The 23,018-nt window shown below is 60.6% G+C and carries 20 protein-coding genes; 11 read left to right on the top strand and 9 right to left on the bottom strand.

From position 1 onward, the window contains the following. The 9 genes from nuoL to arfB all read left to right on the top strand — a co-directional run bounded on the left by nuoL (position 1) and on the right by arfB (position 8,754). The gene (nuoL, locus tag ACIQ3A_RS04615) at positions 1-2,031 is read left to right on the top strand and encodes an NADH-quinone oxidoreductase subunit L (RefSeq protein ID WP_396430587.1); all 2,031 of its coding nucleotides are present in this window, start codon (positions 1-3) and stop codon (positions 2,029-2,031) included. A gap of 22 nt (positions 2,032-2,053) precedes the next feature. Then, complete coding sequence (locus ACIQ3A_RS04610) at positions 2,054-3,529, top strand: NADH-quinone oxidoreductase subunit M (RefSeq protein WP_396430586.1); 1,476 nt, start codon at positions 2,054-2,056, stop codon at positions 3,527-3,529. A gap of 50 nt (positions 3,530-3,579) precedes the next feature. After that, complete coding sequence (gene nuoN / locus ACIQ3A_RS04605; protein ID WP_396430585.1) at positions 3,580-5,067, top strand: NADH-quinone oxidoreductase subunit NuoN; 1,488 nt, start codon at positions 3,580-3,582, stop codon at positions 5,065-5,067. A gap of 16 nt (positions 5,068-5,083) precedes the next feature. Further along, positions 5,084-5,386: a DUF2818 family protein gene (locus ACIQ3A_RS04600; RefSeq protein ID WP_396430584.1), complete on the top strand. Its 303-nt coding sequence runs from the start codon at positions 5,084-5,086 to the stop codon at positions 5,384-5,386. A gap of 27 nt (positions 5,387-5,413) precedes the next feature. Then, positions 5,414-5,998, top strand: coding sequence for an NUDIX domain-containing protein (locus tag ACIQ3A_RS04595; RefSeq protein WP_396430583.1), 585 nt, complete (start codon positions 5,414-5,416; stop codon positions 5,996-5,998). Positions 5,999-6,009: 11 nt separating this feature from the next. Continuing rightward, positions 6,010-6,549 (top strand): DUF1178 family protein, encoded by a 540-nt coding sequence (locus ACIQ3A_RS04590; RefSeq protein WP_396430582.1) that lies wholly within the window; start codon positions 6,010-6,012, stop codon positions 6,547-6,549. A gap of 198 nt (positions 6,550-6,747) precedes the next feature. After that, positions 6,748-7,083 carry a helix-turn-helix transcriptional regulator gene (locus ACIQ3A_RS04585; protein WP_396430581.1) on the top strand — a complete coding sequence of 112 codons (336 nt, stop codon included), beginning with the start codon at positions 6,748-6,750 and terminating at the stop codon, positions 7,081-7,083. After that, a complete protein-coding gene (locus ACIQ3A_RS04580; protein WP_396430580.1) occupies positions 7,073-8,350 on the top strand; it encodes a type II toxin-antitoxin system HipA family toxin in 1,278 nt (425 codons plus the stop codon). The genes ACIQ3A_RS04585 and ACIQ3A_RS04580 overlap by 11 nt, the downstream gene beginning before the upstream one ends. Continuing rightward, positions 8,347-8,754: an alternative ribosome rescue aminoacyl-tRNA hydrolase ArfB gene (gene arfB, locus ACIQ3A_RS04575; protein ID WP_396430579.1), complete on the top strand. Its 408-nt coding sequence runs from the start codon at positions 8,347-8,349 to the stop codon at positions 8,752-8,754. The genes ACIQ3A_RS04580 and arfB overlap by 4 nt, the downstream gene beginning before the upstream one ends. A gap of 31 nt (positions 8,755-8,785) precedes the next feature. On the opposite strand, the gene ACIQ3A_RS04570 is transcribed toward arfB, so the two are convergent. After that, a complete protein-coding gene (locus tag ACIQ3A_RS04570) occupies positions 8,786-10,051 on the bottom strand; it encodes a GDSL-type esterase/lipase family protein (RefSeq protein ID WP_396430578.1) in 1,266 nt (421 codons plus the stop codon). Positions 10,052-10,223: 172 nt separating this feature from the next. Between ACIQ3A_RS04570 and flgJ the strand changes: the two genes are divergently transcribed. After that, positions 10,224-11,339 (top strand): flagellar assembly peptidoglycan hydrolase FlgJ, encoded by a 1,116-nt coding sequence (gene flgJ, locus ACIQ3A_RS04565; RefSeq protein WP_396430577.1) that lies wholly within the window; start codon positions 10,224-10,226, stop codon positions 11,337-11,339. 12 nt (positions 11,340-11,351) lie between these two features. Here the strand turns inward: flgJ and ACIQ3A_RS04560 are convergent, their stop codons facing one another. The 5 genes from ACIQ3A_RS04560 to mutL are packed head-to-tail and all read right to left on the bottom strand — an operon-like array spanning position 11,352 to position 18,948. After that, positions 11,352-13,316, bottom strand: a complete 1,965-nt coding sequence (locus ACIQ3A_RS04560; RefSeq protein ID WP_396430576.1) for an acyltransferase family protein — start codon at positions 13,314-13,316, stop codon at positions 11,352-11,354. Beyond that, positions 13,313-14,722, bottom strand: coding sequence for an SGNH/GDSL hydrolase family protein (locus ACIQ3A_RS04555; RefSeq protein WP_396430575.1), 1,410 nt, complete (start codon positions 14,720-14,722; stop codon positions 13,313-13,315). The genes ACIQ3A_RS04560 and ACIQ3A_RS04555 overlap by 4 nt, the downstream gene beginning before the upstream one ends. Before the next feature lie 2 nt (positions 14,723-14,724). Further along, complete coding sequence (gene miaA / locus ACIQ3A_RS04550; RefSeq protein ID WP_396430574.1) at positions 14,725-15,714, bottom strand: tRNA (adenosine(37)-N6)-dimethylallyltransferase MiaA; 990 nt, start codon at positions 15,712-15,714, stop codon at positions 14,725-14,727. Position 15,715: 1 nt separating this feature from the next. Continuing rightward, positions 15,716-16,930 carry a multidrug effflux MFS transporter gene (locus tag ACIQ3A_RS04545; protein WP_396430573.1) on the bottom strand — a complete coding sequence of 405 codons (1,215 nt, stop codon included), beginning with the start codon at positions 16,928-16,930 and terminating at the stop codon, positions 15,716-15,718. An 8-nt stretch (positions 16,931-16,938) separates the two neighbouring features. Continuing rightward, positions 16,939-18,948 carry a DNA mismatch repair endonuclease MutL gene (gene mutL / locus ACIQ3A_RS04540; RefSeq protein WP_396430572.1) on the bottom strand — a complete coding sequence of 670 codons (2,010 nt, stop codon included), beginning with the start codon at positions 18,946-18,948 and terminating at the stop codon, positions 16,939-16,941. Between the two features lie 108 nt (positions 18,949-19,056). On the opposite strand from mutL, the gene ACIQ3A_RS04535 reads away from it, so the two are divergent. Further along, a complete protein-coding gene (locus tag ACIQ3A_RS04535; RefSeq protein ID WP_396430571.1) occupies positions 19,057-19,695 on the top strand; it encodes a DedA family protein in 639 nt (212 codons plus the stop codon). A gap of 136 nt (positions 19,696-19,831) precedes the next feature. Here ACIQ3A_RS04535 and ACIQ3A_RS04530 read toward each other — a convergent pair whose 3' ends face one another. The 3 genes from ACIQ3A_RS04530 to ACIQ3A_RS04520 form a co-directional block, all read right to left on the bottom strand. Further along, positions 19,832-20,791, bottom strand: a complete 960-nt coding sequence (locus ACIQ3A_RS04530; protein ID WP_396430570.1) for a PfkB family carbohydrate kinase — start codon at positions 20,789-20,791, stop codon at positions 19,832-19,834. 89 nt (positions 20,792-20,880) lie between these two features. Continuing rightward, the gene (locus ACIQ3A_RS04525) at positions 20,881-21,825 is read right to left on the bottom strand and encodes an ABC transporter permease (RefSeq protein WP_396430569.1); all 945 of its coding nucleotides are present in this window, start codon (positions 21,823-21,825) and stop codon (positions 20,881-20,883) included. A gap of 68 nt (positions 21,826-21,893) precedes the next feature. Beyond that, entirely contained in the window at positions 21,894-22,895 is a 1,002-nt protein-coding gene (locus ACIQ3A_RS04520; protein WP_396430568.1) for a sugar ABC transporter substrate-binding protein, read from the bottom strand. Positions 22,896-23,018: the final 123 nt, after the last annotated feature.

Genomic DNA, 23,018 nt, shown 5'->3' with positions numbered 1-23,018 from the left:
ATGAGTCAAACCCTTAACGCAAGCACACTGCTGGCCGTGCCACTCGCACCTCTGGCAGGCGCACTATTAGCGGGTGTTTTTGGCACCCAATTTGGTGGCAACTGGATCGGTCGCCGCCTGTCACATACCCTGACCATTCTGGGTGTGCTGGTGGCGTTCATCCTGTCGGCCATGACGCTCAAAAGTGTCATCGACGGTGCCCGCTTCAACGAGACCCTCTACACCTGGATGGTGGTGGGTGGTCTCAAAATGGAAGTGGGCTTTTTGATCGACGGCATCACCGCCATGATGATGTGCGTGGTGACCTTTGTCTCCTTGATGGTGCACATCTACACGATTGGCTACATGGATGAGGACGAAGGCTACAACCGCTTTTTTGCCTACATCTCGCTGTTCACCTTCTCCATGCTGATGCTGGTGATGAGCAACAACTTGCTGCAGCTGTTCTTCGGTTGGGAAGCTGTGGGCTTGGTGTCTTACCTGCTGATTGGTTTTTGGTACAACAAGCCGACCGCCATCTTCGCCAACATGAAGGCCTTTCTGGTCAACCGTGTCGGTGACTTTGGTTTCATCCTGGGCATTGGCCTGATCGTGGCGTACACCGGCACGCTCAACTACACCGAGCTGTTTTCCAAGGCCAACGAGCTGGCCACTATCAACTTCCCCTGGTACGTGTTCGGCTTGGACAGCATGCTGATCACCGTGATCTGCATTTGCCTGTTCATCGGCGCGATGGGCAAGTCGGCCCAGTTTCCGTTGCATGTTTGGTTGCCGGATTCGATGGAAGGTCCCACGCCAATCTCGGCCCTGATCCACGCTGCCACCATGGTGACGGCCGGTATCTTCATGGTGGCCCGCATGTCCCCCTTGTTCGAATTGTCTGAAGCAGCTTTGAACTTCATCATGGTGATCGGTGCCATCACGGCGCTGTTCATGGGGTTTCTGGGCATCATCCAGAACGACATCAAGCGCGTGGTGGCTTATTCCACTTTGTCGCAGCTTGGTTACATGACTGTGGCCTTGGGCGCATCGGCCTACTCGGTCGCGGTGTTTCACTTGATGACCCATGCCTTCTTCAAGGCCTTGCTGTTTCTGGGTGCGGGTTCGGTCATCATGGGCCTCCACCACAACCAGGACATCCGCTGGATGGGTGGCGTGCGCAAGTACATGCCCATCACCTGGATCACTTCGCTTTTGGGCTCACTGGCCTTGATCGGCACGCCTTTGTTCTCGGGGTTTTACTCCAAAGACAGCATCATCGAAGCCGTGCACCTGAGCCACTTGCCTGCCGCTGGCTTTGCCAACTTCGCCGTGTTAGCGGGTGTCTTTGTGACGGCCTTCTACTCGTTCCGCATGTATTTCCTGGTTTTCCACGGCAAAGAGCGTTACGACCAAAATCCGGACGCACACCACGACGAACACCATGGCCACGATGAGCATGGTCACGACAGCAAGCCTCACGAGTCACCCTGGGTGGTGACGGTGCCGCTCGTGCTGCTGGCGATCCCGTCTGTGGTGATCGGTTTCATGGCCATTCAGCCCATGCTGTATGGCGAGTTCTTCAAGGACTCGATCTTCATTGACGCGGTCAAGCACCCCGCGATGAAAGAACTGGGCGAAGCCTTCCACGGCCCGGTGGCCATGGCTTTGCATGGCCTGAGCACTGCGCCGTTCTGGCTGGCCCTGGCGGGTGTGGTGACGGCTTGGTACATGTACCTGATCAATCCCAAGGTTCCTGCCTTCTTTGCCCGCGCCTTGCGCCCGCTGATCGTGGTCATGGAGAACAAATACTACATGGACTGGATCAACGAAAACATCTTGGCCAAAGGGGCCCGTGGTTTGGGTCTGGGTCTGTGGAAAGTGGGTGACCGCGCCATCATCGACGGCTTGCTGGTCAATGGCTCGTGGAAACTTGTGGGCAAGGTGTCCGGCGTAGTGCGCTGGTTCCAGTCCGGTTTCCTGTACCACTATGCCCTGGTCATGATCCTGGGTGTGTTCGTGCTGATGACGTACTTCGTCTGGCTCGCTTAACGGTTTTGAGGATAAGAAAAAAATGGGATTGTTAAGCCTTGCCATCTGGACGCCGATTGCTTTCGGCGTTGTCTTGCTGGCCCTCGGTCATGACAGCCAAGCCCGCGCCGTGCGTTGGTTTGCGCTCGTCGGCTCGATCGCCAGTTTCCTGGTCACGCTGCCGCTGTATGCGGGCTTTGAGCTCGGCACTTCGGCCATGCAGTTTGTCGAAAAAGCTTCCTGGATTGAGCGCTTCAATGTGCACTACCACCTGGGGCTGGACGGCATTTCGCTGTGGCTTGTGCTGCTGACCGCGTTCATCAACGTGATCGTGGTCATTGCGGGCTGGGAAGTCATCACCCGCAAAGTGAACCAGTACATGGCCGCTTTCCTGATTCTGTCGGGTCTGATGATTGGCGTGTTCAGTGCTCTGGACGGTATTTTGTTTTACGTCTTCTTTGAGGCCACCCTGATCCCGATGTACCTGATCATCGGCATCTGGGGCGGCCCGAACAAGATCTACGCCGCGTTCAAGTTTTTCCTGTACACCTTGCTCGGCTCCTTGCTGATGCTGGTCGCGCTGATTTACTTGTACACCGTATCCAACGGCAGCTTTGACATCCTGGCCTGGCACCAACTGCCTTTGTCCGGCTCGGTCCAGACCTTGCTGTTCTTTGCTTTCTTTGCAGCCTTTGCCGTGAAGGTGCCGATGTGGCCAGTCCACACCTGGTTGCCCGATGTGCACGTGGAAGCGCCCACAGGCGGCTCGGCCGTGTTGGCGGCGATCATGCTGAAGCTGGGCGCTTATGGCTTCTTGCGTTTCTCGATGCCCATCGCACCCGATGCGGCCCGTGAGTGGGGCATGTTCATCATCGTTTTATCGTTGGTGGCTGTGGTCTATGTAGGGCTGGTGGCCATGGTTCAACAAGACATGAAAAAGCTGGTGGCTTACTCATCGGTCGCGCACATGGGTTTTGTGACCCTGGGTTTCTTCATCTTCAATCCGCTGGGCGTATCCGGTGGCATTGTGCAAATGATCGCCCACGGTTTTGTGTCTGCTGCGATGTTCCTGTCGATTGGGGTGCTCTACGACCGCGTGCATTCGCGAGAGATCTCCAGCTATGGTGGCGTGGTCAACACCATGCCCAAGTTTGCGGCGTTTGCGCTGTTCTTTGCCATGGCCAACTGCGGTCTGCCAGGCACAGCCGGTTTTGTGGGTGAGTGGATGGTCATCCTGGGCGCTGTCAAGTTCAATTTCTGGATTGGCGTGCTGTCGGCTTCAGCCTTGATTTTTGGTGCCGCCTACACCTTGTGGATGTACAAGCGCGTTTACCTTGGCCCAGTGGCCAATGAAGACGTCAAGGCCTTGGTCGACATCAACAGCCGTGAGTTCCTGATGCTGGCCTTGCTGGCTGCAGCGGTGCTCTACATGGGCGTGTACCCCAAACCCTTCACCGATGTGATGGACACCTCGGTCGCCGACTTGCTCAAGCATGTGGCCCTGTCCAAGCTGCCTTGAGCAGCAGGCACGGAACGTTTAGCCTGATTTGAAGAATTGAGAGAACACACATGATTGACAACTCCAGCTGGATGACGGTTTATCCGGAGATCGTGTTGATGGTCATGGCCTGCGTGATTGCGCTGGTTGACCTCTTCGTGAAAAGCCCCAAGCGCACGGCCACCTATGTCATGACCTTGTTGTCCTTGGGTAGTGTGGCCTGGTTGCACGCCATGTACGCCGATGCCGGCCAGACGCTTTATGGTTTCGGTCGTTTGGTGGTCAGTGATCCGATGGGCCACTGGCTCAAGTGCTTTGCCACCATTGCCGTGATGGTGACCTTGGTGTATTCGCGCCCTTATGCGGCTGACCGCGACATGCTGCGTGGTGGAGAGCTTTTCAGCCTGAGCATGTTTGCCTTGCTGGGCATGAGCTTCATGATCTCGGGTCAGAACTTCATTGTGATTTATCTGGGCCTTGAGCTGCTGACTTTGTCCAGCTATGCCCTGGTCGCGCTGCGCCGCGACCACACCCAGGCCACCGAAGCCGCCATGAAGTACTTTGTGCTCGGGGCCATGGCTTCGGGCTTCTTGCTGTATGGCATGTCCATGATGTACGGTGCCACCGGTAGCCTCGAGTTGTCAGCAGTCTTCAAGGCCATTCAGACGGGGCAGGTCAACCACCAGGTGTTGGTGTTCGGTCTGGTGTTCATCGTGTCCGGACTGGCCTTCAAAATAGGGGCTGTGCCTTTCCACATGTGGATTCCCGACGTCTACCAAGGTGCACCCACTGCTGCAACCCTCATGATCGGTGGCGCTCCCAAGCTGGCTGCCTTTGCCATCATGGTGCGTTTGCTGGTCGAGGGCTTGTTGCCGCTGGCGTTTGACTGGCAGCAAATGTTGGCATTCCTGGCCATTGCTTCTCTGGCTGTCGGCAACCTGGCCGCCATTGCACAGACCAACCTCAAGCGCATGCTGGCTTACTCGACCATCGCGCAAATGGGTTTCGTGCTGCTGGGCTTTGTGGCCGGTGTCATCAACGGTCAAACCACCTTGGCCGCCAACGCCTACAGCTCGGCCATGTTCTACATGGTCTCTTACGTGCTGACCACCTTGGCCAGTTTCGGCGTGATCATGTTGCTGGCTCGTCAGGGCTTTGAAAGCGAAGAAATCACTGACCTGGCAGGTCTCAACCAGCGCAGCCCGTTGTATGCCGGCGTGATGGCGATTTGCCTGTTCTCCATGGCGGGCATTCCGCCGATGGTGGGCTTTTATGCCAAGCTGTCCGTGCTGCAGTCGCTGATCGTCTCGGGTCAGGGCTTTTATCTGGGTCTGGCAATCTACGCCGTGCTGATGTCCCTGATCGGTGCTTTCTATTACCTGCGTGTGGTCAAGGTCATGTACTTTGACGAGCCCGTGACCGCCACCACCGTTTCCGCCACCCTGGATGTGCGTGCGGTCTTGTCTGTGAACGGCTTGCTGGTGCTGGTGTTGGGCATCGTGCCAGGCGCCCTCATGGCGCTGTGCGCAGACGCCATCGCCCGCATGCTGGCCATCTGATCGGCGTGACCAGGCCATGTCCACTTCTGCGCAAATCGGCTTTTTAGTATTGCTGGCATTGCTGGCAGCCAACTTGCCGTTTGCCAATCAACGCATTTTCTTGGTGGGGCCTCAGCGCATCTCCAAACCCTTGATTTGGCGACTCGTTGAACTGGTGGCGCTGTATTTTGTGGTGGGCGGTGTGGGCCTTTCGCTTGAAAGCCATGGCGGCCAGATCGCGCCCCAAGGCTGGGAGTTTTATGCGGTCACAGGCACCATGTTTGTGACGCTGGCCTTTCCCGGTTTTGTTTACCGTTACCTCATGCACCGCAAGCATTGACTGCTTTCTGGTTCAGCACCCATTGCCATGTCTGACGAGCACCTGATCGAGCACACGGTCAGTCAAGAAGAATTGCTGCAGGGCAACTTCTTGCACGCCTTTCGCGACACCGTTCGCTTGCCAGACCAAAGCCTGGCCACCCGTGAGTATGTGGTTCATCCGGGCGCGGTGATGGTCATTGCGATGCTGCACACGCCCCATGGTTTGCGCCTGGTCCTTGAGCGCCAATACCGCTATCCCGTGGCGCAAGTGATGATCGAATTTCCGGCTGGCAAGCTTAATCCGGGCGAGGACCCCTTGCTGTGTGCGCAGCGTGAGTTGATGGAAGAAACCGGCTACACCGCCAGGCAGTGGGCACGGGCCGGAATTTTGCATCCGGTGATCTCGTACTCCACCGAAGTGATCGAGATCTGGTTTGCAAAAGAGTTGACTTTGGGCCAGCGGCAACTGGACGCCGGAGAATTTCTGGACGTTTTCACCGCCACGCCGGAACAACTGATGGCCTGGTGCCGGGACGGGCAAGTCACCGATGGCAAAACCCTCACCGGCGCACTTTGGTTGCAAAATATGCTGGAAGGCCATTGGCCTGTAAGCTGGCAAACCCTGTCCTGAAACACAAGCCCATGAAAGTCCTGGACCTTCAATGTACGCAGGGACACAGCTTTGAAGGCTGGTTCGGCTCGCAAGACGATTACGACGCACAGCGTGAGCGGGGTTTGGTCACGTGCCCGGTGTGCAACGACAGTGACATTGTCAAGATGCTGTCGGCGCCCCGATTGAACCTCGGGCACGGCACAGCCCCGGTTGTACCGACAGGCCAGACCGAAGGCTCGTTCGCCGCGCCAGGACCCCAACCGACGGGTGATGCACAAGCCCCTTCAGACCGGACGACCGCGCTGAGCAGCTCCGATTCGTCTTTGAATCCCGGCCGATTGGCGCAAATGCAAGCGGCCATGCTGAACATGGTGCGCCATGTCATGGCCAACACCGAAGATGTCGGGCCACAGTTTGCCGAAGAAGCCCGCAAGATCCATTACGGCGAGCGCGAAGATCGCAACATCCGAGGCCAGGCTACGCGCGAAGAAACCGAGGCGCTGATCGAAGAAGGCATTGAGGTCATGCCCTTGCCCATCCCAGAAAACCTCAAGGGTCCGCTGCAATAAGGGCAGAGCGCTGCCGCTTGGGCTGCTGTGCTGAGCTAGCTAAAGCAAACGCCAAGCCAGAATTTGGCTCGTTAATGAGGCTTTATGATCTTATTGGTTTATTAATGAATCAAATTGAGGTTGACTTTCAAGCATTCGCTTGCAACAATGAACGGGTTCCGCCTCGCGGACCATTCCATTCACCCACGACACATCAGCATGGCCAAGCCGGTTGCCCGCCCTTGTTCTCAGTACAGCCTGGACGCCTTGCTGTTGCTGGGGCAACTCGTGCGCGAAGCCCGCTTGGCCCGGGCACTGACCACCACCGATTTGGCGGCCCGTGCAGGCATCTCTCGCAGCTTGCTGCAGCGCATCGAACGGGGTGACCCTGGCTGCTCGATCGGTGCCGTGTTTGAGGTGGCGGCCATCTGCGGCGTCCCCCTGTTTGAATCAGATGCCCGTTTGTTGTCCCAGCAACTCGGACGTCAGATGGAAAAAATGGCCTTGTTGCCCAAGGCCATCCGGTCCAGCCCGGAGGTGAACGATGACTTCTGAGCCCACCATCCCCGCAGAAGCCTTCGTCTGGGTCTGGTTACCGCAGGCCTGCGATCCTGTGGTGGCAGGCGTTTTGACCCGGCAAGGCACCCGGCTTGTCTTCAATTACGGCCGCAGTTATCTGGATCGGCCTGAGGCCATTCCCTTGTATGCGCCCGAATTGCCCTTGCGCTCAGGGCCCATCGCGGTGTTGCCAGGTCTTGCCATGCCCGCTTGCATTCGCGATGCCTCGCCCGATGCCTGGGGCCGCCGTGTGTTGATTAACCAGCAGCTGGGTGTCAAGGGGCAGGGCGCGGACGGCTTTGAGCTGGAAGAGCTGACGTATTTGCTGGCATCCGGTTCGGACAGGGTGGGCGCACTTGATTTTCAGGCCTCGCCCCTTGCTTATGTCGCGCGACATGCCCAAGAAGTCTCTTTGGAAGCCTTGCAAACGGCGGCAGAAAAAGTCGACCGGGGCCTGCCGCTGGCGCCCGGCTTGGACCAAGCCTTGCTGCATGGCAGCTCATTGGGGGGCGCTCGGCCCAAGGTGCTGATCGACGACGGTGAGCGCAAATTCATCGCCAAGTTTTCCGCCAGCAATGACCTCTACAGCGTGGTCAAGGCCGAGTTCATCGCTATGCGGCTGGCCCACAAGGTGGGTTTGAGCGTGGCCCCGGTGCAACTGAGCCAGGCCTTGGGCAAAGACGTGCTCATGATCGAGCGTTTTGACCGCGTTCGACACCAGGGCCAATGGCACCGCCGTGCCATGGTGTCTGCGCTCACCCTGTTTGAGCTGGATGAAATGATGGCCGCTTATGCGAGCTACGAAAAACTGGCCGAGATCATCCGACACAGGTTTGTGCACGCCAAGGCGACCTTGCGCGAACTGTTCTCGCGCATTGTCTTCAATGTGTTGTGTGGCAACACAGACGACCATGCCCGCAACCACGCGGCCTTTTGGGATGGGAAGCAATTGGCCTTGACGCCTGCCTATGACATCTGCCCCCAATCGCGCTCGGGCCAGCAAGCATCACAGGCCATGTTGATCCAGGGTGCGAACCGTGCCAGCCAGCTGGCCAGTTGCATTTCGGCGGCCCCAGTTTTCTTGCTGGGTTGCGAAGACGCGATCGCCATCGTCAACCATCAGGTGGCGGTGATCGAGCGCGAATGGCAATCCACTTGCGACGAGGCTGGCTTGAGCGAGGTAGATCGCCAGCTGTTTTGGCGTCGGCAATTCCTCAACCCCTTTGCCTTTCAGCAGGCCCCCGAAGGGGTGCGCGTGCCATGAAACACGCGCTGCACATTGACGACAGTGAAGTAGAGCTGAGCGCCATCCGGGCGCAAGGCCCGGGGGGGCAAAACGTCAACAAGGTCTCCAGTGCCATCCAGTTGCGCTTTGACGTGGCAGGCTCGTCTTTGCCAGACGACGTCAAGCAACGCTGGCTGCAATCGGGCGACAGCCGCCTGTCGCAAGAGGGCGTTTTCATCCTCAAGGCCCAGCGCCACCGTACGCAGGAAGCCAACCGGGTCGATGCCTGGGCGCGGCTCTATGAAACGCTGGACCTGTACGCCAAAGCGCCCAAACCCCGCAAAGCCACCAAGCCTACTTATGGCTCGGTGCAAAGGCGGCTGGAGGGCAAGGCGATACAGTCGCGCCTGAAAGCCAAGCGGCGAAACGATACCGACATTTGAGCTGGCTTGAAGCCAAGTTCAACAGGCCGCTTCACCGCGTTTTGATCGGCACCATGCTCGCCAGATTCCGTGCGCTTTGCGTGTAGCCCTCGGGCGTCAGGTGCAGCAGGTCGGCTTGCATCCAGTCTTTGGCCAACCAGCGCTGCGCTGAACCCGGGCCACCCATGGCTTTTTGCCAATGCCAGTGGGTGCAGCCCTTGGCGCTGGCCAAGCGGTATTGGCTGTCGTTGATCAGGCGCAGGGTGTTCGATGAACGTTTGGCATCTGGCGGGCCGATCAGGATACAGCGGGCCCGAGGGTAGGCGGTTTTCAGCCGGGTGAGGCTGGCATTGAGTTGCGACTCATAAAGCCCGACCTTGAAGTCCGGGTCGAGCGATTCGTTGGTGCCTGACTGCAAGATCACCACGTCGTAGCCGCCGCCCAGCGGGTCTTGCTGGCGCAGATGGGCCGTGTCCACCACGCGCCAGCCCTTGGCGGTGGCGCCCGGGATGCTGAACACATCCATGATGATTTGGGGTTTGCGGGCGTACACCGGTGCGATGCCGTCGATGCGGATTTGTCCCGCAATGAGCCGCAGCCGCAGCGTGGCAAATGCTTGTTCGGACTGCACTCTCAGGCGTCGACTGGGGGATGGCCCCAGATTGACGATGGCTTCAGGGCCGTCATCGAGCGTGATGCCGAGCACCAAGCTGCGCTCGGCTTGGTCCTTGGAAAAGTGGATGTCAGCCCATTTCACACGGGTCTGCGCTTCGGGGTAGCGGAAGTCCAGCCACATGAATCCCCCTGCAGCCTCGGTGCGGATGTTGGCCAGGGACTTGGCATAAGTTTCCGGGCCTTCGCTGGGGCTGCGGTAGGCCAGCGCCAGTTGCCAGTCATCGCTCAGACAAGCCCGACGCAAGGGGTGTCGAATCCCCTTCAGGGTGAAAGTTGGCGCAATGAAGCTGGGGTGGGTTTGGGCACGCGGCAAGCGCAGCGCTTCCAGCAAGCTGTCTGTAAAGGTGCCTGACGCGGTGTGGCTGTCGCCCCACAGGCCGATTTTCAGGACGTGCCGGTTGTTGGCCTTGTCCTCTGAAGTTGGCCGTGGGGTCAATGGCGAGGGGGCATCAGCGATTTCTGTCAGTTCGCCGGAACGGGGCGTTTGTGCCGTCGCCCGTGTTCGCTGATTCGGGCAGTTGAACTCGGCCGGGTTGCGCTGTCCGATCACCTGAACCAAGGCGATATCGGGCGCCGCCAGGGTGCTGACCGACAGGCAGAGGGCGGTCCATGTGACGGCAAATCGAAAAAGAACCCGTGTCAAGAAAGTCGTCCGTGAAAAAATCCAGAAGGTATTTTGACCACTTAGGTAGTGGAAATCGTGTTTTTAAGCTGCTTCAAGTCGGGCGTAAAAATTGCTAACTAAGCTTTGACTGTGGAATAACCGTCACCCTGCTGGGACCTGTGTGCCCGCCAGAGAGACAACCCATGATGCCATGACCCTTCACGCTGTAACGACTTTGCCTCCAAAGGCGTCCGAATCATCGGACCGCCCTGCGGGTGCGTCTGCGCGTCAAAGCTCACAAGTCCCGGCATTTTCACAAACCTTGTCCAAGCTCGCCCCAGCGGGGGCGCAGGTCACGGTCAAGCCGGGCGATACGCTCAGCGGCTTGATCCAAAAGCGCATGCAAGAGGCCCAGTCGCCATTCCAATTGACGGGGCAGCAGTTGTACCGCGTGGCCCTCAAGGTGGCTGCAGACAATGGCATTCGCGATGCCAATCTGATTTACCCTGAACAGCGCATTGACTTGTCTTCGGTCGAACCGACGGCCATGGCCGAAGCTTTGCAGCCAGGCAAGTTGGGCGAGGGTGCGCCTGTGGCCTGGGTCAAACCTTTGCCCTTGAACTCTGCCAGTCGCGTGGCCAAATCACCCGATGCTCAGGCCTTGACAGGCCCTCAGGCTTTTTTGGCCCGGCATGCCCAAGCGGCACGCCAAGCCCAGGCGACCAGCGGCATTCCGGCGACCTTCATGGTGGCTCAAGCGGCCCTCGAAACCGGCTGGGGCAAACAAGAAATTCGCTTGCCCGATGGCCAGACCTCGCACAATTTGTTTGGCATCCGCGCCAGCGCCAACTGGAAAGGGCCAGTGGCCGAGATCTGGACCACCGAATTTATCAATGGCGCCCCCCAGAAGGTGCGCGGGCAATTTCGGGCCTATGGCAGCTATGAAGAGTCTTTCAATGACTATGCCCGCCTGATCAGCCAAAACCCTCGCTACGCCAGTGCCATGCGCAATCTGGGCGACCCCCAGGCGTTTGCGACCTCCTTGCAACAAGCGGGTTATGCCACCGCCCCCAACTACGCCAATGTGCTGGCCTCGGTCATACAAACCACCCAGCGCTTGCAAGACAGCGTGCCGGCGATGGCCGGCTCGACCCTGCCCACGACCGCCCAGATGCTGAACATGCGCAACGGTGGCCTGCCTTCTGCGGCCGCCCCATTGAGTGCACTCAATAACTTGCCTGGCGGAGCGGGTGCGCCCCTGGTCGGTCAGCGGCAATGGCGCCAATCACCCTACGCCTACTTGGATAGCCCCAAAACGCTGCCTTGATCTGGCGTAGCCTTAATCACGTGCAGGCGTGGACACAGCGCTGCTGCGCGGCAGCTGGCTGATGGCGGGTGCATCGCTGGAGGGCGTTGGCGCTGGCGTTGAAGCCGGCGCTGACAAGCCCTCGTGTGGGGTCTCGGCTTGGGGTCTTTGGGGCCGTTTCAAGGGCTTTCGCGTTGGGCCGCCGAGTGTGACTTCAGGCAGGCCCAAAGCCAGACGAATCTGGTTGTAATACGCATGGATGCCCGTGCTGGACAGGTGGATGCCATCTTGCACAAAAAAGTCTGGGTTGGCTTGTCCGATGGCATGCCAGTCCACCAGTCGCACATTGTCAAAGTCTTGGGTGACCCTGGCGATCGTCTCGTTGTTCGAGCCGATCCAGCGCCGTGCGCCGTACACATTGACCACCACCACGGTCTTGCGATCACCCAGTTGTTCCAGCAAGACCCGAAATTGCCTTTCGGCCAGATAGCCGTTGGTGCCCAGATGGATCACGGCCGCGTCGCCGAGTTGATGTTGCTCGCGCAGGCTCTGCACGAGTTTGATGCCCTCACTGCCTTGTCGGCCCACTTTGGCTTCAACGGATGCAAATGGCAGTCGGCGCTGCAGGTACGGGCTTGCACCCAGCAAAACCGAGTCACCCAAGAGCGTGACCCGATGGTAGGTGGCTTCTCCCATCTGTGCCCGGTTCCCGTGCAAAGGGGTTGAAGACGTGGCTTGGGGCTTGTTTGCCAAAGCCGAGGATGCGGGGGGGAGGGTGCTGGGGGAGGGCTTGTCTTGGGCCAAGGGCGCCACCATGTCCTGGTGTTGTGCCGTGGTGTTCGGCATGAAGCCCAAGACCCCGGCATTGACCATCACCAGCGCTGCAGCCCCCAAGGCCGACCCACGCCGCCAGGGCATGGCTGCGAAGCCGTTGACCCAGCGCGTTTCGACCCACCTGTAGGAGGCTTCGGCGCAGGCCAGCGTGAGCAAGAGCCGCATGGCGGTGACCCATGTCAGTTCCAGCACATCGGCCTGTGCAGAGGGACGCAACCAGACCACCACGGGCCAGTGCCACAGGTACAGCGAATAAGACCGGGCGCCAAGCCAGCGCATGGGCCGTGCAGAGAGCAGCGACGCCACCCAGGTGCCTTCGCGAGTGGCAGTGCTGATCACGACACAACTGAGCAAGGCCACCAGTAAAAAGCCACCCTGGTAAAGCCAGGGCATGCCCTCGTGCACGGTGGCCATGCCCCCCACCAGCGCAGCCAGTGCGGCAATGCCTGCCAGGTTGAGCAGGCCGTCACTGGCGCGCGAAGCCATGCGCGCTTTCCAGGGGTTCCACCAGGCTGCCAGGGCAGAGCCAGACAGCAGCCCCATCAAATGGGTGTCGGTGCCCAGGTAAACACGGCTGGGGTCACCGCCATCGATCTGCGTGACATAAAGCCAGGCCATCCAGCCTGTGCTGGCGATGGCGATCAGGCCCGCTGCCACGCCCAGACCTTGCCGGCTTGCCTGGTTCAAAAGCCACAGCACGGCCAGCGGCCACAACACGTAATACTGCTCCTCGATGGCCAGAGACCACAGGTGTTGCAACAGCCGCGGGTGTTCAATGGCCTCGAAATACGACTGCTGGGCCACGATCTGCCACCAGTTGGACGCATACAGGAAAGCTGCAGGCAGGTCTTCGCGCAGGCGCGGCAGAGCGGTGGGCAGCAGCAGGGGCGACAGCGCCACCAACACCAGCAGCATGGCCCCTGCCGCCGGAAAGAGGCGGCGTGCTCGGCGCACGTAAAACGCCGTGAAATCAATGCGCCCGGTCTGGGCATGCTCTTGCAACAAAAGCGCCGTGATGATGAAACCCGACACGGTGAAGAAAATGTCCACCCCCAGAAAACCGGCCGGTAAAAAGTGCCCCAGGTTCAGGTGGTAGCCGATCACGGCCAGCACAGCCACACCGCGCAGCCCGTCCAGACCCGGCAAGCGTGCAAGTGCGCTCATGGGGGATTCAGGCCAAAGTCGGCCAGAAAGATGTTGGCCAATTCGCGGTAACCAGCCGGCGTGAAATGGAGCAGGTCAGGGGCCATCAGCGGTGGATTTTTACGGGCCCAGGGGTAAGCGCTGCCCACACCGCCCATGGCCGTTTGCATGCTCCAGGCCGAGCAAGCGTGCAAAGCGGCCACCTCGGCTTGAATCTGCCCGATTTGCGCATGGATGTGTGCGTATTTCAGCAGCTTGGCCGAAGAGGCTGCCTTGGCAGACCGCTTGCTCTGAGGGGACTGTTTTTTGCTGGTTTTGGCCGCCTTGGACTTGACCACGCGAACCCCCCGATCGCCCGGGCCGATCAGCACACACTGTGTTTGCGGAAAGACCTGCCTGAACTGGCTCAAAGCCCGCGTGAGCGTGTCTCGGTAAGCGGTTTCATTGAAGCGCGGGTCATTGCCCTCGTTGGTGCCAAAGGCGATCAGCGCCAAGTCATAGCTTTGGTCGGTGAACCATGAGGCCAGGTAGTTCAGATCGCTGCGCACCCATCCCGCGGCCGTGGCGCCCGGGTAGGCGAACAGGTCCATGTGCAGTGCGGCAGGCGCTGGGGTTTCGCTGAGTTTGATGCCCTGGAAACGGAAGGCCCCCTCCACCACACGAATTTTCAAGGTGGACAGGGGGGCAGTGGTTTGCAGTGCCAAGGCGCCTGGCCCGGCTTGTGGGTCCAGACTGACCAGCGTCTCTGCTTCGCCATCCACGCTGACCGCCAACTGCGTGTAGCCCCCACCTTCGCCGTGGTAGAGCAGTTGCATGCGGGTGTGGCGGGCTTGGCCCTGGGAATCTCGCAGGTCCAGCGCCAGCGTGGCCCCGGGCCGCTTGGCCACCAGGCTGGTCATGCCCGGGCCGGGGGCACTGGCCGCATCGGCATGGGCATAAGCCATCTCGCGGGCCCATTCACCCGACAGGCAGGTCTTGCGCACCAGCCCGCGCACGCCACCATGGCCCACCCCGGCATGGACAAAGCGGCTGCTCACGGGCGCATCGGCAGGCGCCAGCTTGCGCTGCAGTTGGTCGCTGAAAAAGGCCGCCGCCATGTGGCTGTCACCCCAGACCGCAATGCGCCAACCGCGTGCTGGGTTGGACGGCCATGCGGGGGCAGGGCGTGTCGGCTGTAAGCCGATCGCGACAGGCGCATCTTGCAGAGCAGACGCCACCTCGTCTTCGTCAGGGATTTGGGTCGGCTCGGGCGGTGGGGCCAAGGGGCGGACGCTGCTCGGGCCTTTGCGTGGGCAAACCAATGCCACGTCGGGCGCACCGGCGTTGCGTATCTGAAGGGGCTGGGGCTCAAGCCGCAAGGGTGTGAAGGGCTCTGCGGACCAGGCCAGCAGGCTCCACCCCCATAAAACAAGAAATAAAAAACGCATGTCTAGACTTTAAAGCTCACCCATTCTGCAGCCAGCGCCGTGACGCGCGCGGATGGATCCTGCGGGCCATCGGCTTGCACCACCACCCGCGAGGGCATGCTGCGCAGCCAGGTGATTTGTCGTTTGGCCAGTTGCCGGGTGGCGAAAATGCCACGTTCTCGGATCTCGGCTTGCGACCAGCCTTCGTCGAGCCCTTGCCAGGCTTGCCGATAACCCACGCAGCGCATCGAGGGCAGATCGGGGTTCAGGTCGCCCCGTGCGCGCAGGCGCCGCACTTCATCCATCAAGCCTGCAGCCAGCATGTGGTCAAAGCGTTGGGCGATGCGTTGGTGCAACCAGGCGCGGTGGTCAGGCTCCAGGCTGATCACCGGGATGTGCCAGTCGGGGCTCGATGCTTTGGCACTTTGGTGGAAAGACGTCAAGGTCTGCCCAGTGGCCGTCCACACTTCCAGCGCACGGCCAATGCGCTGGCTGTCGGCCGGGGCCAGGCGGGCGGCGGCGCTGGGATCCACTTGCGCCAACAAGGCGTGCATCGCAGGCCAGCCGAGGCTGGCAGCTTGCTGCTGAATCTCGGCACGCACTTGCGGGTTGGCGGCTGGGATGTCATTCAGCCCCTCCAGCAGGGCTTTGAGGTAGAGCATCGTGCCACCCACCAGCAAGGGCATCTTGCCCCGTGCTTGTATGTCTTTGATCCGTTGCGTGGCATCGCGGGCGAATTCGGCCGCACTGTAGCTTTGCGAGGGGTCAAGGGTGCTGATCAGGTGGTGTGGCACAGCGGCCAGTTCTTCGCGACTTGGTTTGGCGGTGCCGATGTCCATGCCTTGGTAAATGAGGGCCGAATCGAGGCTGATGATTTCTGCCCCCATGTGCGCTTGTCCGGGGGCTTGCAGGGCTTCAGCCAGCGCCATGGCGGCTGCGGTTTTGCCGCTGGCCGTCGGACCGACGATGGCGATGGCGTCTATGGCAAAGGTGGCGGACGAGGCGCTTGGCATGTCAGGCTGTGGCCGCGATGATTTGTGGGCGGCCGTGGCGCTGCACCAGCGTCCAGGCCAAGACCGTGATGCACAGCGCCCACAGCAACAAGCCGTGGGCCAGGGCAAATACGGGCTGGTCCATGCGGCCGCCCAGCCAAGTTCCCATGAAAAAAGCCCCCAGCATCATCAAAAATCCGTTCAATGCCGAGGCCGTGCCAGCCCGGTGCGGGAAGGGCGCGACCGCGCCGCTCTGGCCGCAAGGCTGGTGCACCCCATGCCCGAGCATGAAGATGTACATCGGGCCCATCACGGCCCAGGCGCCGTACCAGTCTTGGCCTTGACCGGCATAAGCCAGCCCGGCCATGCTGACGCCGCCCGTCAGCGTCAAGATGGCCGCGACGCCCACGGTCCGGTGCACACTGGTGCGACGCAGCATCCAGCGGCACCAGAAGGTGCCCACGATGTAGGACAAGGACATGCTGAGCATGAGAAAGCCATAGGCCGTTTTGCTGTAGCCCATGAAGCTGACGAAAACAAACGATGAGCTGGCCAAAAAAGTGAACAAGCCCAGGTAAGAGCTCGAAGACAAGGCGCACCAGGTGAGGAACACTGGGTTGCGCAGGATCTCGATGTTGGCGCGCAAAAGTGGTCCAGCCTTCAAGGCATTGGGGTCGGGCCGTGCCAGGGTTTCTTCAAAGCGCCAGGCCAGCAAGGCGAGAGTGCCCGCACCAAACAAGGCCAGCATGAGGACTGCAATGCGCCAGCCCAGCCAGTCGGTCAACACCCCACCCAGGGGCGCGCAGGTGCAAGCGATGATGCCCAGACCAGTCAGCCCTTGCGACATCACGTTGGCCCCTTGCGCGGGCGCGTACAGGTCACGCACCACGGCGCGTGCGGCCATAACGCCCGCACCCATGGCGATGCCTTGCACGGTGCGACCCACAATCAGCCAGGCCATGTCGGGAGCAAAGGCGCTGGCCACTGAGGCGAGGGTATAGGCCGCCATGCCCCACAACAAAATGGGCCGGCGGCCAAACCGGTCAGACAAGGGGCCCCACACCAGTTGCGACAGGCCAAACGCCAGCAGCAAGGCCGTCAAGGTGAGCTGGGCCTGGCCCATGCTGGCCCCAAAGCCTTCGGTGATGGCGGGCAGGGCAGGCAGGTACAGGTCGGTGGTGACCGGTTGCAGGCCGAGCAGCAGGGCCAGGATGAGAACGATCAGTTTGGGCGACATACCTGTCATCACCGGCCCCGCAAAAACAGCGCATCCAGATCCCGCATGCTCATCTGCCGCCAGGTGGGGCGGCCGTGGTTGCATTGGTCTGAGCGTTCGGTTTCTTCCATCTGGCGCAGCAAGGCGTTCATCTCGTCGAGCGTCAGGCGGCGGTTGGCCCGCACCGCGCCATGACAAGCCATGGTCGCCAAAATGGTGTTTTGCGCGCGCTGAACCACCGTGCTGGCGTCGTGCTGGGCCAGTTCGGCCAGCACGCTGCGGGCCAACTCGACAGCATCGCCTTGCGCCAGGCTGGTGGGCACGGCGCGAACGGCCAGGGTTTTGGCCGACAGGGGAGAGATTTCCAGGCCCAGTTGTTCCAGCGCTTCGGCGCAGGCTTCGGCAGTGGCCGCTTCGGTGGGGTTGGCGGCAAAGGTGGCTGGAATCAACAGCGGCTGGCTGCTGATGCGGGGGCCTTCGCCATTGGCATTGTTGAGCTGGTTTTTCAGGCGCTCGTACACGATGCGCTCGTGAGCGGCGTGCATGTCCACCACCACCAGACCTTGTTTGTTTTCGGCCAGGATGTAGACGCCGTGCAACTGAGCAATGGCGCGGCCCAGCGGCCAGGGGTTTTCTGCGGCGTGCCGGTCAGAGGCCACTTCCACGGGGGCTATGAGGCCGGGCACTGCGCCTGCGAGGGCGGAGCGGGCGTGGTCTCCGGCCGCGAGCGGGGACGGCCACTCGGCAGGGCGTGCTTCTTGGGCGCTGAGACCCTCGCTGCGCTCGGTCGGGTTCCACAGCGCCTTCAGGTCGGCCATGGCGCGCTCGCCATCGACACGCGGTGGCACAAAATCGGCCGGTTTGTAGCTCGGGGCGTTGAAGCTGGAAGGACTGGCGCGCTCGAAGGCCATGCCGCCTTGTGTCCAAGCCGCCGATTCGGGCATGGCCTTGGGTGTGGGGCCTGTTTTCAGTTCAAAGTCGCTGCCTGTATCGGGGGAGGCGTTGGGCAGGTTCTGCGAGCGCGGCACAGCCAGGGCGTTTTCCAGCGCGTGTTTCACGGCTTGGTGCACTGCTCGGCTGTCGCGAAACCGCACTTCGATCTTGGTGGGGTGCACGTTCACATCGACCAGGGTGGGGTCGATTTGCATGAACAGCGCATAAGCCGGTTGCTTTTGGCCATGCAGCACGTCTTCGTAGGCGCTGCGTGCGCCGTGCATGACGACTTTGTCTCGCACAAAGCGGCCGTTCACGTAGGCAAACTGGTGATCGGGGCGCGAGCGGGCGGCATCAGGCAGCCCTGCGCGGCCGATCACTTTGAGCGGGCCGGCCTGGTATTCGATCGGGATGGACTGGGCCACGAACTCTTCGCCCAACACATCGGCCAGGCGCTGCGCCAGCCCGGCGCTGCCGGGGTGCACGCGCCACTGCTCGACCAGCTTGCCTTCATGCCAGATGGCAAAACCCACATCGGGACGCGCCAGCGCGTGTCGGCGCACGGCCTCGATGCAATGCGCCAGCTCGGTGCCGTCGCTTTTTAAAAACTTGCGGCGGGCGGGCGTGGAGAAAAACAGTTCTTTGACTTCGACCGTGGTGCCCACAGAGCGGGCCGCTGGGCTGATTTCGCCCGTGCGGCCATCCAGCGCGAAGGCGGTGGCTTGACCGTCCATGCGCGACAGCAGGACCAGTTCGGACACCGAATTGATGGCGGCCAGCGCTTCACCCCGAAACCCCATGGTCATTACCGATTCGAGCTCGTCCAAGTTGCCGATCTTGCTGGTGGCGTGGCGTTTCAGGGCCACGGACAGCTCGTCTGGGGCGATGCCGCTGCCGTCGTCTTCTACCGAAATCAGCCGGGTGCCGCCACCCATTAGGCGCAGGGTGATGCTCTGCGCGCCCGCGTCCATGGCGTTGTCCACCAGTTCGCGCACCACCGATGCCGGCCGTTCGACCACCTCGCCAGCAGCGATCTGGCTGATCAGTTCATCGGGAAGTTCGCGAATGGGGCGGCGCGCGATCGCCGGGGTCTGTTGAGAAGTCACCGCCTGATTTTAGGGCTTGTGCAGGGCAAATACTGGCGTGAGCTTGCGCAAGGGCCGATGTGCCACCGCCCTTCCTGATCGCCAGTCGGTCATGGGGATAATCGGCGCATGGACATTCTTTTGCAACTCCTTGACTTCATCCTCCATGTCGACCGTTATCTGGAGGCTTTTGTGGCGCAACACGGCGCCTGGGTCTATGCCTTGCTGTTCCTCATCATCTTTGTAGAAACCGGGCTGGTGGTCATGCCGTTTTTGCCCGGTGATTCGCTGCTGTTCATCGTGGGTGCCATGTGCGGGGCCGACCTGCTGAGCTTGCCCCTGGTGATGGGCTTGCTGCTGGTGGCCGCTATTTTGGGCGACCAGACCAATTACACGATTGGCCGTTACTTTGGCCCCAAGGTCTTCCAGTGGGAGGACTCCCGGTTTTTCAACCGGCAAGCCTTTTTGCAGGCCAATGCCTTTTACGAAAAATATGGCGGCATCACCATCATCCTGGCCCGCTTCATGCCTTTTGTCCGGACTTTTGTGCCCTTTGTGGCCGGTGTGGCCGAGATGACGCGCAGCAAATTCACCTTTTTTAACGTGGTGGGCGGTTTCATTTGGGTGGTCGGGCTGACGCTGGCGGGCTACCTGTTTGGCAACTTGCCTTTTGTGCAGACGCATTTGAGCAAGATCATCTGGGCACTGATTTTGGTGCCGGGTCTGATCGCCCTGTTCGGTGCCTGGAAAGCTCGTCAGGCCAGCTGACTCAGCCCTTGCCCGCGGCTGTGTGTTGAGGGATAAGGCACATGACGGCCCCGGTACACATTGGGCCGCAGGGGCGACTTCCTACCGGGCCGCCGCCTTTTGGCCAACGGGCGTTCCAGTTGAGGGAACAGCACCGCTAAAACGACAGAACTTCGGCCCGCGTCGGCGGCTGGCAACCTGAGCGGGTGCAGTTGATGGCGGCGGCTTTCATGGCGTGGTCCAGTGTCGTGGCCACGCGCTCGGCGGCCGCATCGGGCAGCATGGCCCAGTCGGCCAGGGCGTTGCCCCAGAAAGTGTCGCCTGCGCCCACAGTGTCGGCCACGTTGATGTGCGGCACGGGCAGGCTGTGGGTCTGGCCTTCGATGTCCAGATAAGCGCCGTCGCCGCCAAAGGTCAGGGCCACTCGGCTCAAGGCATTCGGTGCCACACCCGTACCCAAATCACGCAACTCAAGCAACTCGCGCAAGGCATGCACCAAGCGGGCTGATTCGCTGATCGCGACGCCCGCAAAACCCATGGTTTCCAGGTCTTCGTCGCTGGCTTTCAGCCAGTCGGTCAGGGCGATCACCTCGCGCAGGGCTTGCACATACTGCGCCAAGTCAGGCGCTGCTTTGGGCCGCAGATTGATGTCCACGCTGATGGTCCAGCCCATCTCGCGGGCCGCTTTCAGAATGGCCACCACTTTGCTGTGCTCAGGCGGAATCAGCAGCAAGGAGCCCGTGTGCAAAATGCCCAGCGTTTTTTGCTGGCGCAGCAAACCGACGATGCCGTCCACGGAGTAGTCGCGGTCGGCAATGCCTTCACGGTAAAAACCGTAGCTCGGTTGGCCGTTCGTGACTTGCACCACGGCCAGTGAGGTGGGCAAACGACTGGTGCCGCCAGGCAGCTGCACGCCGTCTTTTTGCAGCAACTGCGCCATGCCCTGGCCGAACAGGTCATTGGACAAGGGGTTGAGGTAAGCCACGTTGGCCCCACGCAGTGCAGCGGCGCGGGCCAAGTTGAAGGGGCTGCCACCCATGCACGGCAAGAGCCGCCCATCGGGCTGGGCGATGCAGTCCATCAGGGCTTCGCCGAGCACAAAAATTGGCATGGTCATGGGCGTTGGTGGGGGCAGTGGTGCGGCCTGAAGGGTCAGGCCACAGGTTGAAAGATGACGGGAAAACCCAATGAAGACACGTTGGCGGCTTATTTTTTGAGCAGGTGCTTGCGGCGCACCACGTCGATCCACACGGCCACGATCACCACCGCGCCAATCGCCATCATTTGTTTGAACTGCGAGACTTCCATCAGGTTCATGCCGTTGCGGATCATGGTGATGAGCACCGCGCCCAGCAAACTGCCCCAGATGCTGCCGCGCCCACCAAAGAGAGACGTGCCGCCCAAAATCACGGCGGCTATCGCATCGAGCTCAAACATTTGCGCCATCTTGCCGCTCGACGAATCCATGCGGGCCATGAGCACGATGGCCGCCAGTGCGCAGCACAGGCCCGAGATGACATACACGCCCAGCTTGTACCAACGGATGTTGATGCCGACTTGGCGGGCCCCCATTTCGTTGGAGCCCATGGCGTAAACGTAGCGGCCAATTTTGGTGCTCGACAAAATGAAGGCCATCACGACAAAAAAGACGCCCGTGATCAGCGTGGGCATGGGCACACCCAGCACATCGCCATAGCCGATGAAGGGCAGGGGATCGGGCAAGCCCGCGTTGTCAAAACCGCCGGTCAGGTCAAACGCCAGACCGCGCCACAGCGTCAGGCCACCGAGCGTGACGATGAACGCCGGGATGCCAACAAAGGCCACCAGGTAACCGTTGAACACGCCCACCGCCGCGCCAATGGCCAGGGCCACGAGCATGGCCCAATAAGGGTTGATGCCCATCTTGATCATCATGTGACCGGCCACGGCACCCGCCAACGCGGTCAGCGCGCCTACGGCCAGATCGACGCCGCCGGTCAGGATCACAAAGGTCTGTCCCCCCGCGAGCAAGGCGATCACCGAGGCCTGAACCAGAATGTTGGACAGATTGCCGGTGGTCAAAAAGTAAGGCGAGGCCACGCTGAGCAAAACGCCCAGCACGAGCACCGCTACCAAAGCGCCGTACCACTCTTGTCGGGTGATGGATTTCATAAATTTCTCGATGTTTCAAAAATAAACCCGGACCCGCAGGTCCGGGTGGGCCATATCGAGGCCTTGACTTATTTGGCCTTGACTTTCATGAACTGGCCCACGCCGGAGTCGGCAGCGAACTTGTCCACGTTTTCTGGCAGCACCAGGAAGGAGCCGGTGTCGATGCGGGCTTCAACTTTCCCACCTTTGGCGGCGGCAATAGCGGTTTCCACACCCACTTGACCAATCTTGGCCAGCATTTGCGCAGCGTTGGCTTGTTGCCAGCCGTCCTTCATCATGTCCAGGCCACCAGGCGAGCCGTCAAAGCCAGCAATCATCACGTTGCCGGGTTTCTTGCCAGCGGCCATCAGTGCGGCCTTGGCACCCAGAGCGCCGCCGTCCCATGCACAGGCGATCACCTTGGCTTTGGGGTTGGCGCGCAGTGCGGCTTCCACACCGTTTTGGGCCATGGTCTGGTCCCAAGTGGTGGCCACTTCGACAATTTTCACGTTCTTACGGCCTTCATTCAAGGCATCCACGAAGCCTTTCTTGCGCTCCTGGCCAGTCGATTGACCCAGGTCACCCGTGACATAAATCACCGTGTCGCCGTCCTTGATTTGTTCCGCAGCCCATTTGCCTTGCACATTGGCGGCCTTGATGTTGTCGGTGGCGACGTAAGACGTGATGTTGGCACCGGTGATGCCAGTGTCCACTGCGATCACGGGAATGCCTGCAGCCAATGCTTTGTTCACAGCAGGGGCAATACCGGCAGAGTCCACTGGGGCGATGGCGATCGCGCCGACCTTGCGGGTGATCATGTCCTCCACGATGGCCAGCTGTTTGGACAACTCACCTTTTTCTGCGGCCAATTCGATGAATTTGACGCCTGGCACGGAGCCGGCCTTTTTGGCGCCGCCATTGATCAAGGTCCAGCCTTCGTTGGTATTGCCGTTGGTGATGTAAGCAATCGTCAATTCGGTTGCGGCAGGTGCGGTGGCTGGTTTGGCTTCTTCCTTTTTGCCACAGGCAATCAGTGTGGCTGCGACGGTGGCGGCCAAGGCCAAGCGGCCGAATGTGCGTTTCGTGATCATGGGTGTATCTCCTTTGTTGGGGGTAGGTCCGGCCAGAAAGCGCTTTTTCTTGACCGCGAACGGATTGGAAACGAAAAACCAGACTAAGTAAACCTAGTAGTTTTACTAATGCGGTAAATCTTA

The organism is Limnohabitans sp., from assembly GCF_044361985.1.
Taxonomy (GTDB): domain Bacteria; phylum Pseudomonadota; class Gammaproteobacteria; order Burkholderiales; family Burkholderiaceae_C; genus Limnohabitans_A.
This window is presented reverse-complemented; position numbering and strand designations above follow the sequence as displayed.